The organism is Pseudomonas piscis, assembly GCF_009380155.1.
In the GTDB taxonomy this organism is placed as follows: Bacteria; Pseudomonadota; Gammaproteobacteria; order Pseudomonadales; family Pseudomonadaceae; genus Aquipseudomonas; species Aquipseudomonas piscis.
Genome location: NZ_WHUV01000005.1, coordinates 110,456 through 126,602, shown reverse-complemented (window position 1 = coordinate 126,602; position 16,147 = coordinate 110,456). Strand labels below are relative to the sequence as shown.

The following is a 16,147-nucleotide window of genomic DNA, read 5'->3' as shown; positions in this document are numbered from 1 at the left end:
GCAATGCCTCTCCTGTCCCGTGGCTGCATTTCCCGGCTACGGCCGAATGATTTTCCCTACGTAGAACAGACCATGACCGAATCCATGCTTTTATCGCCGCGAGCCCTGGCCGGCTGCTTGCTCATCCTGTTGTCGCCGTTCGCCGGCCTGGCCCGGGCAACAGAGCCCCAGGCCATGCCCAGCGATCTGTGGCGGGTGTACCAGGATGCCCGGCACAACAACAGCGAACTGGCTGCGGCCCGTGCCGACCAGGCCGCCCGTGCCGAGGCGGTGCCCCAGGCCCGCGCCGGGCTGTTGCCTACGCTGTCGGCCAGCGCCGAGCACAACGACACCAGTACCTCGCTGCAACAGCCGCGGCAAGCCACCCGGCGCAGTGGCACCAGCTACCAGGCAGTGCTGAACCAGCCGGTGTTCCGTGCCGAGCGCTGGTTCGGCTTCAAGGCCGCCGAGGCCGAGGACCAGCAGGCCCGGCTGGAGCTGGCGGCGGCCGAGCAGAAGCTGATGCTCGACAGCGCCCAGGCCTATTTCGGCCTGCTCAAGGCCCAGGACGCCCTGGCCGCAGCCACCGCCGAAGAGGCAGCGCTCAAGCGCCAGCTGGCGCTGGCCCAGAGGGGCTTGCAACTGGGCCTGTCGGACCGCACCGATGTGCTCCAGGCCGAGGCCGGTCACGACACCGCGCAGGCCAACCGGATTGTCGCGCGCAAGCGCACCGACGATGCCTTCGAGGCCCTGGACACCTTGACGCACCAGCAGTACCCGGCCCTCCAGGGCCTGCGGCACGACATGCCGGTGCTGCTGCCCGAGCCCAACGACGCGCGGCGTTGGGTCGATCGCGCGGTACGCCAGAACCTCACCTTGCAGGCCAGCCAGTATGCCCTGGAGGCGACGCAGCAGACCCTCAAGGCGCGCAAGGCCGGGCACGCACCGACCCTGGACGCGGTGCTGCGTTACCAGGTGGGCGACAACGACAACCTGGGTTATGGCAACAGCGATATCCGTGGCAGTGGCTACGGTGGCAATGTCCAGCAGCGTTCCGTCGGCCTGCAATTGAACATTCCGTTGTTCAGTGGCGGCCAGACGTCCTCCCAAGTGCGCGAGGCCTCCCAGCGGATGAGCCAGCGCGAGTACCTCAACGACAACCTGCGGCGCCAGGTGGTGGAGCAGACCCGCAACCTGCATCGCGGCCTCAACAGCGGGGCCGACCAGGTCCGGGCCCGGCGCCAATCGATCATTTCCAACCAGGGCGCGGTGCTGGCTTCGCAGCTGGGCTTGCAGGTCGGCACGCGCAATATCGTCGATGTGCTGGAAGCCCAGCGCCAGTTGTACAACGCCGTGCGCCAGTACAACGACAGCCGCTACGACTACATTCTCGACACCCTGCGGCTCAAGCAAGCGGTGGGGACCTTGTCGCCCGAGGACCTCAAGGCGCTTTGTGATTACCTCAAGGCCGACTACGATCCGGACCGCGATTTTTTGCCGCCGGAGTTTCCACGCCGGCTGGCGGCGCGCTGAGGCCACGGGGCCGGGCGCCAGGTACAGGTTCGCCAGGCACAGGTCCAGCAGATACGGGTTCATGGGGTAGAGGGGCGAGGTGTTGCACAGGTTGACCAACTTCTTCGACAGCCACCGGGGCTGTTGTTATGCACTGGGCGTGGCGCTCGCGGTCGCTGCCGCGGTGGTCCTGGGCAACGGTTATCGCCTGCAGGTCGAGGACGTCTACCGGGCCGGCAGCCAGATGCAGGCACGGGAGTACGCGGCGGACCTGCAGCAATGGAAGTCCGACGGTTTTGCCATTGGCGCCTTGTCCATTCTCGGGCGTCACACCCCCTCGCTGAAGCAGGTGATCCTGGAGCGCGAGCCCAGCGCCGAGCTGCTGGAGCGCGCGGCTATCCCGCTCAAGGCGCTGGCCATGGTGCTGGGCGCCAACCACGCCTTCGTCCTCGACCGGGACGGCGTGGTGGTGGCCGCCCATGACCACCAGGGCCGGGCGCCGCTGGGGTTGAACGTGGCCTTCCGGCCCTACTTCAAGGTGGCGCTGGCGGGGGGCAGCAGCGTCTATGGCGCGATCAGCCGCAGTACCGGTACGCGGATGTTCTACATGGCGGTGCCGGTCTATGAGTCGCGCACCCGCCAGGACCGGGTGATCGGGGCGCTGGTGGCGCGTTTCGACGGCGAGCAGCTCGATGCCCGCCTGAGCAAGCAGTATGGCGACGACCTGAAGATGCTGCTGTCGCCCAGCGGAGTGGTAGTGGCCGCCAGCGTTCCAGAGTTCCTGCTCAAGGCCGACCGCGCCTGGTCGTTGCCCGAATTCAGTGCCCGGTCCGCTGGCCAGTTCGGCGATTACCCGTTCGTCCACGGCGTGCCCCAGCGCCTGCCATTCGATGTCCACCAGCCCCTGGTCAAACTGGAAGGGCGGCGCTACAGCCTGTCCCGGGTCGAGTTCGACTGGAACGACCCCAGCGGTCCCTGGACCCTGGTCACCCTGGGGGATCTGGACGGGGTGCTGCCGGCGGGGCAAGTGCTGTTGATCGAGGGCTTGAGCGCCGCAGTGTTCCTGCTGTTGCTGTGGGGCGGCGTGCGGCGCCTGGGCGATGCCAGGCGGCACAAGGCCGACCTGGCGCGGATCGAGCAGAGCGAACGGCGCCTGGACCTGGCCCTGCAAAGCGGGGCGCTGGGGCTGTGGGATTGGAATGTCAGCCAGGGCATCGTCATCAACAACGATGTCTGGTTGCGGATCCTCGGTTACAGCAAGGAAGAACTGGACCAGGCCTTCGGCCATGGCCTGGACCGCTGGGCCTGCCTGGTCCATCCCCAGGACCATGGGCCGGTGCTGGCCCGGCTCCAGGCGCACCTGGACGGTGAAGCGTCCGAATACCGCGCCGAGTACCGCATGCGCAGCAAGAGCGGGCGCTGGTTGTGGGTGCTGGATATCGGCAGGGTCATGCAGCGCGATGCCGCTGGCGCACCGACCCGGGTCACCGGGGTGTTGCAGGACATCACCGAGGCAGTGCAAGTGCAGCAGTCGATCGTCGACAGCCAGGGCAAGCTGCAATCGATGATCGCCAACATTCCCGGGGTGGTGTTTCGCAGCCTGCCGGATGCCGCGCGAACCATGGTGTTCGTCAGTGATGCCATCGACGGCCTCTGTGGTTTCACGGCGGCGCATTTCCTGGCCGGGCACAGTTATCGCGAGCGGGTCCACCCCGATGACCTGGAGGCATTCGACCGTTGCCTGGGCCATGCCAGCTACATGCTGGAGTACCGGATCATCACCGCCAGCCAGGAGGTGCGCTGGGTCTATGACAAGGGCCAGACCATCGTCGTGGACGGTGTGCCGCAGTACCTGGACGGGGTGATCTTCGACATCAGCGAACGCAAGGCGGCCGAAGCCCTGGTCCAGCGCGCACGGCGCGATGCCGAGCTGGCCACCCAGGCCAAGTCGGAATTCCTCGACAGCATGTCCCATGAGATCCGCACCCCGCTGAACGCCATCATCGGCATGGCCCACCTGGTGCAGGACATGCCCCTGGAACGGGCGCAGCGCGACTGCATCGAGAAGATCGACCGCGCCGCCAGGCACTTGGTGGGCACCATCAACAGCGTGCTCGATCTGTCGAAGATCGAAGCCGGCAAGCTTGGCCTGGAGCAGGTCTGCTTCGACCTGCGGGAGTTGGTGGACGATGTCTTGCTGCTGGTACGCCAGCGTGCGCAAGAGAAGGCGCTGCAACTGCGCCTGGACATTCCGGCCGCGCTGCCGCGTTGTTACCTGGGCGACCCCGCGCGCCTGGCCCAGGTGCTGACCAACCTGGTGGACAACTCGATCAAGTTCACCGAGGCCGGCGATGTCTGTATCGGTGTATGCCTGGTGCGCCAATGGGACGACAAGGTGCTGTTGTGCTTCAGCGTCACCGACAGCGGCGTGGGCATCAGCCAGGAGCAACAGCTGCGCTTGTTCGATGCCTTCGTCCAGGCGGACCGCTCCATCAGCCGACGCTACGGCGGCAGTGGCCTGGGGCTGACCATCGCGAAGAAGCTCGTGCAGATGATGCAGGGCGATATCTGGGTACGCAGCACGCCGGGCCAGGGCGCGGTATTCAAGTTCAACGTGCAGTTGATCCTGCCCCGAGCGGCGCAGGCGCGATTGCCAGCGCCCTCGGCGAGCCCCGCAGCGGCGCTGTGCAGGGACCCCGAGCATGGGCAACTGCTGGCGGGATCGCGGGTGCTGGTGGTCGAGGACAATCGCCTGAACCAGGATGTGTTGCAGGGCCTGTTGCAGCGTGCCGGAGCCCGGGTGGTGCTGGCTGCCAACGGCGCCGAGGCCTTGGGGCTACTGCTGGAGGATGCGCATTTCGACGCGGTGCTGATGGACTGCCAGATGCCGGTCATGGACGGATATGGCACCACGCGCAAGATCCGTGGTTATGCCCACCTGCGTTCGCTGCCGATCATTGCGGTGACCGCCAGCAGCCAGGCCGATGTCCAGGGCCGGGTCATGGCTGCCGGCATGGATGACCTGGTGAGCAAGCCCCTGGAGGTCATGGCGTTCTACCGGACCCTGGTGCGCTGGATCAAGCGCCGGAAGCTGCCGCTGCAGGCGCTTGCGCACCAGTTGCCCAGGGCTGTTCCCGCGCCGGATCATGCGGGCATCGATTCGGCCCTGGGCATGGCGGTGGTGAACCAGGATCTGGCGCTGTATCACAAGCTGCTGGCGGATTTTCGCGATGACCAGCGGCCAACCCTCCAGCGCTTGTGGTCGGCCCACGCCGCCGGCGACTTGCAGTGCATCGGCTTCATCGCCCATGGCCTGCAGGGCGCCGCCGGCAACATCGGCGCCACCGCCCTGGCCCAGGCCGCCAGGCACCTGGAGGCACAGTGCACCGCAGGCGGCGACCTGGCATCGTCGATCCAGCAGTTGGCACGGTGCCTGGAGCCGCTGCTGGCGGAGCTGGCGAGCTTGCCCGGAGTGGCTGTCGAGGCAGCGGCGCACCAGCGGCTGGATCATCAGCAGCGGCTCAAGCTGCGACGCCTGGCCGAGTTGCTGCGCGATCACAATGCACAGGCCCTGGGGCTGATCGATGAACTCTGCGAGCAGAGCCGCTGCACTGCCTTGCGCGCGCTGCAGGAACGGATCTACCGGCTGGAGTTCCGGCAGGCCCATGAGCTACTGGTCGAGTTGGGCATGGTCCAGGGCTAGCTGGCGGCCCGGATCAGTTCCTGATAACGCGCCATGCGCTGCGCGCAGTGTTGCGCCAGGCACTGGTGCAAGGCCCGCAGCGACTCGGTGATCTGCGAGCGATGGGACACCACCAGGCTCAGGGGCGCGGCGTCGGCCTGCCAGCCGGGAAGCAGGGGCAGCAGGCGCCCGGCCAACAGGTCCTCGACCACGTTCAACAACGGTAGATAGACCACACCGTGGCCGGCCACCGCCCAGCGCCGCGCGGCATCGCCGTCGTCGCAACAGAAGTGTCCTTGTACCCGTACGTCCTCGACCTGGCCCGGCGCATGGAAGCGCCAACGGCTCTCCGGCCGGCCGATGCTGTGGCAGATGATGCACTCGTGCTGGCTCAGCTGTTCCGGCGCCTCGGGCGTGCCGTGTGCGGCCAGGTAGTCGGGCGCGGCACAGGCGATGAAGTGATGCTGCTTGAGCACCGGCAGTTCCACCAGGTCCAGGGCCAGGCTCTTGCCATAGCGCAGCGCGGCGTCGAAGCGGCCCTTGAGCAGGTCTTCTTCCTTGTCGCTCAAGGCCAGCTTGATGTACAGGCGCGGCCGTTCCTGCTTGAGCTGGGCGAGCAGGTCCAGCAGCAGGTTGCGGCCCAGGTCGGAAGACACCGTGAGCTCCAGCATGCCGTCGTCGTGGGTCAACGAGCGTTTGCCATTGGCCAGGATCTTCAGTGCGTGCTGTGCGCTTTCCAGGTAGCGCATGCCCTCGGGGGTGAGCTTCAGGGTGCGCGTGGAGCGGGTAAACAGGCGCACGCCGAGGCGGTTCTCCAGACGCTTGAGCGCCAGGCTGGCGGCGGCCGGGGTGATCGACATGATGCGCGCGGCGGGCGACAGGCCTTGCAGTTCGGCAATCAGCACGAACAGTTCCAGGTCAGCGAGGTTAGGCATGGGCGAGGTTCACTGTCCGTTCAAAGGCCGAAAAAGGTCTGTGACGAACTCAACAGGGCCGCCGAGAGTGATTCCGGGTCATGCTCGATGCATTGCTCGAACCCCGGTTGTGCCTGCATCCGCGCCATGGCCCGGGCATGCCGGCCGGCAAGGTCGGTGCCTGGTTGCAAAAGCCCCTGGTGATAGTCCAGGGCCAGGGCGAACAGCCGGGCCGGGAGCGGCAGGGAGGCCGCCAGGGGCTGGGCCGAGCCTTCCGGGAACAGCGCCTGGGCCTGGGTGAGGTTCCAGGCGAGGTTGAGGACCGGGTCCTCCGGGTTGGCGTGGGCGAGGATCTCTTCGATCAGCGTTTGGCCGTGGGCCAGGGCCGGGCCGATGGCTGTCGCTTGGCCGAGCCCCATCAGCGCCAGGCACGCGGCGCTGCGCAGCATCGCGGGCTCGACTTTGCAGGCGCTGTTGTCGAGCAGGATCGACAGGCCGTCGAGCAGCGCGTCGAGGCGGATCCTCGGGTTGCCCGCCAGTTGCAAGGCCAGGGCGGCGATGAAGCCGTCGCGCATGTCGCTGCCGGCCGAAGGCTCGGCCACCGGTTGCGGGCGGTGCAGGGGTTTGTCGCGGTAACTCAGTTGCGCCGCCACCCGGGCCAGTACCACCGGTGGTGAGATCGGCTTGGCGATGTAGTCGGCGGCGCCCAGCAGCAGGCCCAGGCGCTCGTCTTCGACACTGCTGCGCGAGGTCAGGAAGATCACCGGGATGGCGGCGGTCGGCGGGTGGCTCTTGAGCTCGCTGAGCACCTGGAAGCCGTCCATCCCGGGCATCAGGATATCGAGGATGATCAGGTCGGGGGCGGCATCGCGGGCCAGGGCCAGGCCTTGCTCGCTGTCCTTGGCCAGCAGCACTTCGTATTCGGCCGTCAGGGTCTTGGAGAGCACGATCAAGGACTGTGGATCGTCGTCGATCGCCAGGAGGGTGTAGGGCTTGGGGGCGTGCTCTGCGGGCATCAAGGGGGCGCCTGGACAAGATAGGGCGGCAGTCTATCTTATTTGACCGGTCGGTCGCGGCGCTCCATTGCCGCAGGTTTCAGGGGTGGAAGGTATAGCGGTCCTTGCCGCTGTGCTTGGACTGGTACAGGGCCTGGTCGGCCTTGACCAGCACCTGGTTCAGGCTGTCGTCGTCCTCGACCCGGGCCAGGCCGATGCTGATGGTCACTGGCGGCCCGGCCGACTGCTCGCGCACCTGCTGGCACAAGCGTGCGGCCAGCAGTTCCACGGCTTCGCGCCGTACCCCCGGCAGGTAGACGGCGAACTCCTCGCCGCCCAGGCGCGCATAGTCGAAATCCACCATCACCGACTGGATATCGGCGGCGACACGCTTGAGTACCTCGTCGCCGCTGTCATGCCCGTAGCGGTCGTTGATCTTCTTGAAATTGTCGATGTCGATCATCGCCAGGTAATGCTCGGGTTTCCGGGGCCGGACCTTGAGGCGCTGGTCGGCGCGAGCCATGAACGAGCGGCGGTTGGGAATCTCGGTCAGGGCGTCGACATAGGCCTGCTCCAGCAAGCGCTTGGCCATGATGTAGTTGTACAACCGGGCCTGGCGCAAGGTGATGAAGCTGTACAGGGTCAGTGCGGTGAGGAACAGCGAGTAGGCCAGGACGATCAGGCCCTTGAGTTCGGTGATCGAGGTGCGGGTCATCCAGTAAGGGTTGAGCACGCTCCAGGTGATCAGCACCGCGACGAAGAACGACCAGCGCCGCAACGGCATCACCGAGGCGCTGTAGAGAATGCTCGAGGCGCCGAGGATCAGCCAGACCGGGTGCAGCTCCATGGGCAGGCCCTCGATCACCAGGCGCACCGCCAGGGCGATGACCAGCACGAACAGCAGGTTGACCCATTGGAAGTGCCGGGCTTTGTGGGTGAAGCCCAGGATGATGGTGTTGATCACCAGCAATGTCAGGAATACCAGCGAAAGGAAGGTGAAGCCCTGCTGGCCGGGAAAGCTGACGATCAGGTCGAAGATCAGCCAGATGCTCAGGCTGGCGATGTAGGTCAGGATGCAGAAGCTGTGCAGGCGTTCGAAGTCGTACTGGGCGAATTCGTTCTTCAAGGCCGCCGGGGCGGCCTGGCTGAGTACCTGTTCTTCAATGGTCCTGAACATCGCCGGCCCTTGAGTGAGCTAAGGAGTGCGCAAGGCCTGGCCCCAGGGGCGGTAGCGCAGGGAGAACACCGCGCTGGCATGGCAGCCGGCCGGTCGCGCATCGGGAGTCGCAGGTTCCGCGCGAAACGGCTGGCCTTCGCCGCTGGTCTGGCGGAAGGCCTCGCGGACGATGCCGACCCCACAGGGCAGGGCGCCGGCATAGCTGTCGCGCACCATGGGGGCCAGGCGTGCGGTGCCGGCGCCATCTTGCCACCAGACCTGCAGGCCGGCGCTGGCCAGTTCGCCGAGCCAGGCGCCATTCACCTGCGGTGCCAGGTGTCCGGCGCTGAAGGCGCTCAGGTGCAGTGGCGCATCGAGCTGGCGGGCGAAGTCCTTGAGCTGGCGTTGCAGGGTGATCCGCCGCTGGGCATCGAGAAAATGCAGGTCATCCAGTTCCATGGGCAGGTACCAGCCGCTGACCGGCAGTTGCCAGTCCTCGCGCAGCTTGCGCTGGCGCGCCAGGGAAGTGCCCAGTTGGGCCTGCCAGTAGGCTTCCAGGCCGGCGCTGTCCAGTTGCTGGATGCGCTGGTAGTAGGCTGGGTCCATGTACAGCCCCAGCACCAGTTGCAGGCCCTGCTCGCGGGCCTGGCGCAGGCTGTCGGCGAGCCAGCCATGGGCGTCGCCGAAGTGCGAGTCGCCGTAGGCGGTCCACTGCACGATCAGGGTCTTTACGCCGTTGCGGGCGCTGTCCTGCCAGATCTTGCGCCATTGTTCGCGGCCCAGGGCCGCATCGCTGTTCAAGGGCTGGTAGAACAGCCGTTCCTCGGCCTGGGCGTGCAGGCCCAGGCCCAGCCATAGCAGGGTGATGTACATCAGTCGTTTCATCAGAAATTCAGCTCCACGCCCACCAGGATGCCATTGCCGCCTTCATACAGATTGCCGCCGAGGGATTGCTGGTACTCGGTGCGCACGGTCAGGCGCGAGCGGTAGGCGTTGTATTTGTCGTCGTCGAACCAGTATTGCCAGCGCAGGCCGAGCCCGGTGCGCAGGTCCTGGCGCCAGTCGTTGCTCGGGTCCTGGGCGGCGAATTCGAGAAAGCCGTAGGGCATGATGGTCTGCGCGGTGCTTACCGGCAGTTTCCAGGCATGGCCCTGCTGGTAGCGCGACAGCCACTGGTGGTCGCCGGCCTTGGTCCACCAGGCTGCGTCCAGATAGAGGAAGCGTTCGTCCCAGTGGCTTTCGTCGATGCGCCAGTCGTTACGGTAGCGGCCCTGGTCGAGGACCGAGGCAGTGGCCCGCAGCAGGTAGTCGGTACTGGTGTGGCCACGCTTGCGATGGTCGTTGAGCTGGTCCAGCAGCCGCCCGGGATCGAGCATCTGGCCCAGGCTCAGGCCGTGGCTGTCGCGGTCGTCGAACTGGCTCTGCTTGTAGATCTCGCCGTAGAAGTTGATGTTGGCGTTGCCCCAGGGCTTGTAGCGCAAGCCGACCCCGGCTGCGGCCGACTCGGCGTAGGAGGAGCGTCCCAGGCCACCCAGCAGAGTACGGCCATAGACCGACAGGCTGCTGCCGTTGCGGCTCGGCTCCTCGCCCAGGGCGTGGTCCCACATAGCGACCTGTACGTTCTGCGACTGCGGGCTGCGCCGAGCGCCCTTGACCCCGCTATCGGGCAACAGGTTGTTGTTGGTGGAGACCCCACCCGGCGACCAGGTGCTGGCGATGGTCACGCTATCGCGCCGGGACAGGGCCTCGTGGGCGCGGCGCTGGCGATAGCGACGCGCTTCCAGGCTACCGTTCTCGTCGTCGCCGGCCACCGGGTTCTGCTCCAGGTCGATCACCCGGCGCAGCTCCTTACGAGCGGCGGCGCTGTCTTCGGCTTCGGCGTAACGCCAGGCCAGGGTTTCGCCCAGGCGATAATCCTCGGGGAAATCACCGGTGGCCCGTTGCAGGTGGGGAATGGCCAGGCGCCGTTGCTCCGGGGTGTCGGTGGCGGCCAGGCTCATGCCGTAGTCGGCAGCAAAGCGCGGGTTGTCCGGTTGCCGGCGCACCGCCTCGGCCAGCCACTGGGTGCTTTGTTCCGGGTCGCCGGCCTTTTGCGCGGTAATCGAGGCCGCGTAGTAGTGCCCGGCGTCGGGTGACTGGGCCAGTGCCTGGCGCTGGCGTTGCAGGGCTGTCGGGTAGTCGCCGCGTTGCTCGGCGATCGCCGCGCCCAGTGCCCACTCGTTGGCACCACGGCTGCTGCTTTGCTGCCAGTAGCGTTCGGCACTGGGGTTGTCGCCGACGTTTAAGGCGCTGCGACTGGCGGTGAGCCGGGCGTTATCGCTCAATTGCGCATCCGGGATGCTGCGCCAGGCGGCCAGGGCCGCGGCGGAGTCGCCAGCGGCCTCCAGGGCATAGGCCAGGGGCAGGCGGCTGTCACGGTCGCCCAGGCGTTCGGCGGCCTGGTACCAGGCCACGGCGGCGCCGGGTTGCCCGGGCATGGCGCAGCGCCCCAGTGCGCGATACTCGCCCGCATCCCGGGGTTGCTGGCCAATGCTCTGCCATACCACATCGCAGCGCCCGTTTTCGGCCAGTTGGGCCAATAGCTGGCTGCGGGTGGCGGGGTCGGTCCGCTTGATCAGCCCTGTCATGCGCTGCAATTGCAGCGGGTTCAACTGCGGCGTGGCGGCATAGAGCCCGGCCAGGCGCTGCAGCAGCGGGGCGGGCAGGGCGCCCGCGTGGCGGTCGTACGCTTGCTCCAGCAGGGCCTGGGCATGGGGCTGGCGTCCAGCGGCCAGGGCCAGGTAGGTGGCCTGGTCCAGGGCCGTGAGGTTGCCGCCCTGGCGGTACTGGCGCTCCCACAACTCGGCGGCCTCGCGGTTGCGGCCCTGGGCCTGGAGCAGTTCGGCGCGCTTTTTCAGCACCGGCAGCGTCTGCGGTTGCTGGCCCAGCCATTGCAACGCCCGGGCGCCCTGGCCCTGTTCCTGCCAGACCTCGATCAGCCGCTCGCGCCGGGCCGTATCCCAGGGTTCGGGCAGGCTCTGGTTTTGCAGCAGGTCGCTGGCCTGCAGGCGCTGGGCCAGCACCAGCCAGGCTTGGGGATCATCCTGGGGCGAGCACTGGCGCAGCTGCTTGAGGGCCGCGTCCGGGTCGTGCCGCGAGAGCCATTCGACGGTCTCCAGGCAGGGGCGGCGCAGTTCGTCGCTGAGGCGGCGCACGGTGTCGCTGTCGTTCTCCTCGCGGGCCAGTTCCCAGTGCTGCAGGCGGATCGCCGGGTCGGCCTGCTCGGCCGGCGACAGGCGCAGGATCCAGCGTTGGGCCTGGTTGTTGCGGCCCAGGGCGATGGCCCGCTGGATCATCGCCCGGTGCACCTGATGCGCCGCTTGGGGGCTGGGCGCCTGTTCGAGCAGTTGTTCCAGCTTGGCTTCGTCCAGATGCTGCATGTAGGCGTTGGCCAGACGTTGCCAGCCTTCGGCGTCCAGTTGCCTGCTGGCGGCGAGCGGTTCGAGCTGGGCGATGGTGTCGCCGGTGTTGCTCAACTGCTCGGACCAGTTGGCCCGGGCCTGACGCAGTTCGGTGTCGTCGCCCTTGGCCGGCAACTGCGCCAGCCAGTCGTAGGCGCGCCGGGGACCGCCGGAGGTGGCCAGGCTCAGGCTATAGGCCTGCCACAACTGGGTGCGCTGGGCCGGGGGAGCGCTGTCGAGCCAGCGCTGCACTTCCTCCGGGGCGGGCGGATCCTGGTCGATCCAGGTCAGGTGCAGGTCCAGTAGCGCCTCGCTGTCCTGGGGGGCGTTGGCCATGGCTTGCACCGCATCCTTGTAGCGCCGCTGCTTGGCCAGGGACTGGGCCAGCAGGCCCTGGGCTTCCTGGTTCCTGGGCACGCGCTGCAGCAGGTGCCGGGTCAGGCGCTCGACTTCCTTCCAGTTGCCCTTCTGTGCTTCGCGGTAGCCACGGTCGAGGTAGGGATAGCTGCGAAAACGCTCGAACTCGGTCAGTTCCTGGGCCAGGACCGTGCCGGACAGGCCCAGCAGCAGGCTGCCCAGCAGCCATGGAGTGTGCTTGTTCATGGGGTCACCTGCGCCACGATGCTGTAGGCCGCCTGTTGTTCCTCGGCCTGGTCGGCCAGGGCCTGTTGCAGCACCTCGGCGGTGATCATGCCGCGTTCGACCAGGTGCTCGCCCAGGGAGCCGCGGTCGGCGTCGTAGTCGATCATGGCCTGGTTGAACAAGCTCGCCGGGACCAGGCCGTGTGCCTGCAGCAGGCGGCCGATCTGCACCTGGTGATGGCTGACCCGTTCGAGCAGCGCCTCGTCATCCTGATGCCGTTCCAGGGTGGCGAGCATGCGCCGGGTTTCCTCGCCCTGGTGCTTGCCCGGGTACCAGTGGCGGATACCCAGGGTCACTCGGCCCTGGGGCGCCAGGCGGCATTTGACCGGGCGCTTGAGCTGGCGGCTGATGGCCCCCAGCGAGACTTGGCTGACCGGATCCTCGGAGGCCAGGACCAGCGTGCCATTCTCGTCCATGACCGGCAGCACGCCGTACTGCACGGCGATTCGCCGGGGCACGCTGGCGATCAGTTGGGGATCGAGCTTGAACGGGTTGAGCGGTGCCCACTCCAGCTCGAACTGCGCGGCCAGCTCCTGTACCAGCTGGATGCTGTCGATGTAGCCGCGCACCAGCAGTTCGCGCCCCAGCCGCCGGTGCAGCGGGCTGGTGAGGACGGCTTCGAGCTGTGCTTCGCTGAGCAGGCCCTTTTCCACCAGGCGATGGCCCAGGGGTGTGCGCTGGGCCTTGGTCAGGGCCGGGAATTCATGGGTGGTCTTGTCCCAGGCGACCCGTCGCGAGTCGCCCATTTGCAAGACCTGGCGCAGTGCCCGCAGGTTGGCGAAGAAATTGACGAAGTTGCTCCACATCATGCGTGGAGCCGAGAGCAGGCCCTGGCCCAGGCCATAGAAACGGGTAACGAACCAGGCCCGCTGGAACAGGCGGTTGGCCAGCATCAGGCCGTTGAGCCAGAGCAGCGCCGCCAGTAGCGGGCTGTCAGTGAGGATCGACTGGAAGTGCCAGGCGTCCGGGGACAGCACGGTGATCAGCCACATGCCCAGCAGGACCAGGAGCAGCAGGTTCACCAGGAAACTCAGCAGGTAGGCGATCAGCCCGCGGCGATCGCGCCAGAGGAAGTAGTTGAGCAGGTTCTTGCGGCTCCAGCCCAGGTTGGTGGTGCCCTGGAACACGATGCCGACGATCCAGCGCGACTTCTGCCGGACGGCGTGCTGCCAGTCCCGGGGGAAATGCTCGCGCACGCAGATCACCTGGGCGAACTGGCGGTTCATCCCCGGAGCCCACTCATAATCCAGGGCCAGCTTCGGATCGTTCACCGAGTAGCGGGCGAAGATGCACTTCATGCCTTTTTGCTTCAGGCGAAAGCCGATGTCGTAGTCCTCGGTCAGGCTCTGCACGTCGAAGGCGATGCCGTCGCCGTCTTCCAGCAGGGCGCTGATGGCCCGGCGGCTGAAGCAGGTGCCGACCCCGGCGCTGGGCACCTGGCCGGTCAGGGCCTCGCGCACGATCACGTCCTTGCCGTGGTTCTCGGCGAACTCGTCGACGTAGTGGCCGGCGGTGAAGCCCTGCCATTCCGGTGCGTAGGGATAGACCGGGATCTGGATCAGGTCCTTGTTGGGCAGCAGGTAGTTGTACAGGCGCAACTCCATCGGCGAGATCACGTCTTCGGCGTCATGCAGGATGAACCCGGCGAACTCGATCTTCGCTTCGCTCTCGAAGCGCAGGATGGCGTCGATGATGTTGTTCAGGCAGTCGGCCTTGCTGGTGGGGCCGGGGCGCGCGCAGACCACCTTGTGCACATTGGGGTAGTGCTGGCACACCGCGTCGACGTCGGCCTGGGTCTCGGCGTCGTTGGGGTAGGTGCCGACGAAGATCTGGTAGTTCTGGTAGTCGATGGTGGAGGCGGCCAGGCGCGCCATCTCGCCCACCACGCCGACCTCGTTCCAGGCCGGGACCATGATCGCCAGGGGTTTTTCCGCTGCCTCGAACAGCCGTTGCTCGTCTGCCGGCTGGAACTTCTCGTAGATGCGCCAGCGCCGGATCAGCTTGCGGGTCCAGTACACCAGGTCGATGAACAGGTCATCCAGGCCCAGCAGGAACATCAGCAGGGCCAGGGTGATGGCCAGGTACTTCAGGCCATAGAGGATGTAGATGAAAAAATCGATCAGCTCCAGGTTCATGCAGGGCCACCCGCGGCTTGAGCCTCCAGCCAGGCGCTCAAGCGGCGGGCGATGTGTTCGCTGGCGTGGCCATCGCCATAGGGGCTGTGGACCCGGCTCATGCGTGCATACACCTGTTGATCGTCCAGCAGTTCGCTGGCGTGGCGCACGATGCGCTCACGGTCGGTGCCCACCAAAAGCACGGTGCCGCCTTCGAGCACCGCGGGGCGTTCGGTGACTTCGCGCAGCACCAGCAACGGCTTGCCGATGGCCGGGGCCTCCTCCTGGATACCGCCGGAGTCGCTGAGAATGAAGTACGAACGTCCCATCAGCCAGACAAAATGCTGATAGTCCTGGGGCGGGATCAGGTAGATGTTGGGCTTGTCCGACAGCAGGCCGTATACCGCGTTCTGCACCTGGGGATTGAGATGGACCGGGTACACGAACTGGACGTCCGGGTAGCGCTGTCCCAGTTCGGCCAAAGCTTCGCAGATCTGCTGGAACCCATCGCCGAAGTTTTCCCGGCGGTGGCCGGTGATCAATACCATGCGCCGGCTGTCATCGAGGATCGCCAGCGGTGAACGGGCGCTCGGCCGCCAGTGCAGTTCTTCCTGGTGGCTGCGCATCCACAGCAGGGCGTCGATCACGGTGTTGCCGGTGATCTCGATGTTGGCTTCCGGCACGCCTTCGCGCAGCAGGTTGGCCTCGCACTTGGCGGTGGGGGCGAAATGCAGGTCGGCGATCACCCCGGTCAGGCGGCGGTTGGCCTCTTCGGGCCAGGGGGCCCTGAGGTTGCCGGTACGCAGGCCGGCCTCGACGTGGCCGATGGGGAGCTGGCGGTTGAACGCGGCCAGGGCGGCGATGAAACTGGTGGTGGTGTCGCCATGCACCAGCACCATGTCCGGGCGCAGGCGTTGGTAAGTGGTGTCGAGGTTGATCAGCAATTGCTGCGAGAGGCCATTCAGGGACTGGCCCTGGGTCATGACCTGCAGGTCTTCGTCGACTTCCAGCTCGAACGAATCGAGCACCTGCTTGAGCATCTCCCGGTGCTGTCCGGTGGAGCAGATGTGCAGTTCGATTCCTGGCCATTGACGCAGGACTCGCGCCAGGGGCGCCATCTTGATTGCCTCTGGGCGTGTTCCGAAAACCATCATGACTTTGAAAGGCATTGACCCCTCCTGGGTAGTAATGCAACCGGGCCTGACCCTGAATGAAAGCAGTGGGAACCACTCTTGTCCAACCAGGGGGCGGAACCCTGGGGAGCGCTCAAGGGCGAGGTTGCAGAAGAAAAGAGGGTGTCTGGCAGTAGGGTGAAATTGAAGTTCCGCCGGCCTGGGATAAATCGTTCGGAAAATGCAAAAGGATGTGTCGGCAAGTCCCCGGTTCCAGGGCTGAGAGTCAATCTTTCATTACATTTTCGTCATAAAAATGACGCGAATTGCCATTTATCGGGATGACTGAAAACGGCGATGGGTTGCGTGTCAATATGACGGCGCTCGCTGCTAGAATGCGCGCTATTGGTCGTTCGTCGAGCGGCTGCAAGTCAAGAGTCTGTTGCGTGGGGTGGTTCCGTGGGTCGTGCGTTGGCGGTGTATGTAATGGGAATGGCGTTGGTCTTGACGTGCTTCGCTTGGGCGGCGTCTTCCCTGTTCCATTGAGACGCCCTTGTGGCGTATCCAATTCTGGCGCTTGCCGATCGGTGGGCGCTTCAGT

Annotated in this window: 9 protein-coding genes; 2 read left to right on the top strand and 7 right to left on the bottom strand. The window is 66.3% G+C overall.

Going from position 1 to position 16,147, the window contains the following annotated elements; all coding sequences use genetic code 11:
• Positions 1-84 precede the first annotated feature (84 nt).
• On the top strand, positions 85-1,512 hold the full coding sequence (locus GDH07_RS25400; protein ID WP_152899482.1) for a TolC family outer membrane protein: 1,428 nt from the start codon (positions 85-87) through the stop codon (positions 1,510-1,512).
• 91 nt (positions 1,513-1,603) lie between these two features.
• Positions 1,604-5,194, top strand: coding sequence for a PAS domain-containing protein (locus GDH07_RS25395; RefSeq protein WP_152899481.1), 3,591 nt, complete (start codon positions 1,604-1,606; stop codon positions 5,192-5,194).
• Here GDH07_RS25395 and GDH07_RS25390 read toward each other — a convergent pair.
• From GDH07_RS25390 to wecB, 7 genes are all read right to left on the bottom strand, one after another.
• Positions 5,191-6,108, bottom strand: a complete 918-nt coding sequence (locus GDH07_RS25390; RefSeq protein WP_022644409.1) for a LysR family transcriptional regulator — start codon at positions 6,106-6,108, stop codon at positions 5,191-5,193. The genes GDH07_RS25395 and GDH07_RS25390 overlap by 4 nt on opposite strands.
• Before the next feature lie 20 nt (positions 6,109-6,128).
• Positions 6,129-7,103: a response regulator transcription factor gene (locus tag GDH07_RS25385; RefSeq protein WP_152899274.1), complete on the bottom strand. Its 975-nt coding sequence runs from the start codon at positions 7,101-7,103 to the stop codon at positions 6,129-6,131.
• 79 nt (positions 7,104-7,182) lie between these two features.
• Entirely contained in the window at positions 7,183-8,259 is a 1,077-nt protein-coding gene (locus tag GDH07_RS25380; protein ID WP_152899273.1) for a GGDEF domain-containing protein, read from the bottom strand.
• Between the two features lie 18 nt (positions 8,260-8,277).
• Positions 8,278-9,123, bottom strand: a complete 846-nt coding sequence (locus tag GDH07_RS25375) for a DUF4434 family protein (protein WP_152899272.1) — start codon at positions 9,121-9,123, stop codon at positions 8,278-8,280.
• On the bottom strand, positions 9,123-12,281 hold the full coding sequence (locus GDH07_RS25370) for an NfrA family protein (RefSeq protein ID WP_152899271.1): 3,159 nt from the start codon (positions 12,279-12,281) through the stop codon (positions 9,123-9,125). Before GDH07_RS25370 ends, GDH07_RS25375 begins: the two co-directional genes overlap by 1 nt.
• Complete coding sequence (nfrB, locus tag GDH07_RS25365; protein ID WP_022639360.1) at positions 12,278-14,455, bottom strand: cyclic di-3',5'-guanylate-activated glycosyltransferase NfrB; 2,178 nt, start codon at positions 14,453-14,455, stop codon at positions 12,278-12,280. Before nfrB ends, GDH07_RS25370 begins: the two co-directional genes overlap by 4 nt.
• A complete protein-coding gene (wecB, locus tag GDH07_RS25360; RefSeq protein ID WP_152899270.1) occupies positions 14,452-15,603 on the bottom strand; it encodes a non-hydrolyzing UDP-N-acetylglucosamine 2-epimerase in 1,152 nt (383 codons plus the stop codon). Before wecB ends, nfrB begins: the two co-directional genes overlap by 4 nt.
• Positions 15,604-16,147 lie beyond the last annotated feature (544 nt).

What these genes read in the sequence shown, in the direction of transcription:
- nfrB (WP_022639360.1), bottom strand. Translation starts at nt 14,455, where the DNA reads ATGAACCTGGAGCTGATCGATTTTTTCATCTACATCCTCTATGGCCTG.
- GDH07_RS25400 (WP_152899482.1), top strand. Translation starts at nt 85, where the DNA reads ATGCTTTTATCGCCGCGAGCCCTGGCCGGCTGCTTGCTCATCCTGTTG.
- wecB (WP_152899270.1), bottom strand. Translation starts at nt 15,603, where the DNA reads ATGCCTTTCAAAGTCATGATGGTTTTCGGAACACGCCCAGAGGCAATC.
- GDH07_RS25370 (WP_152899271.1), bottom strand. Translation starts at nt 12,281, where the DNA reads ATGAACAAGCACACTCCATGGCTGCTGGGCAGCCTGCTGCTGGGCCTG.
- GDH07_RS25375 (WP_152899272.1), bottom strand. Translation starts at nt 9,123, where the DNA reads ATGAAACGACTGATGTACATCACCCTGCTATGGCTGGGCCTGGGCCTG.
- GDH07_RS25380 (WP_152899273.1), bottom strand. Translation starts at nt 8,259, where the DNA reads ATGTTCAGGACCATTGAAGAACAGGTACTCAGCCAGGCCGCCCCGGCG.
- GDH07_RS25385 (WP_152899274.1), bottom strand. Translation starts at nt 7,103, where the DNA reads ATGCCCGCAGAGCACGCCCCCAAGCCCTACACCCTCCTGGCGATCGAC.
- GDH07_RS25390 (WP_022644409.1), bottom strand. Translation starts at nt 6,108, where the DNA reads ATGCCTAACCTCGCTGACCTGGAACTGTTCGTGCTGATTGCCGAACTG.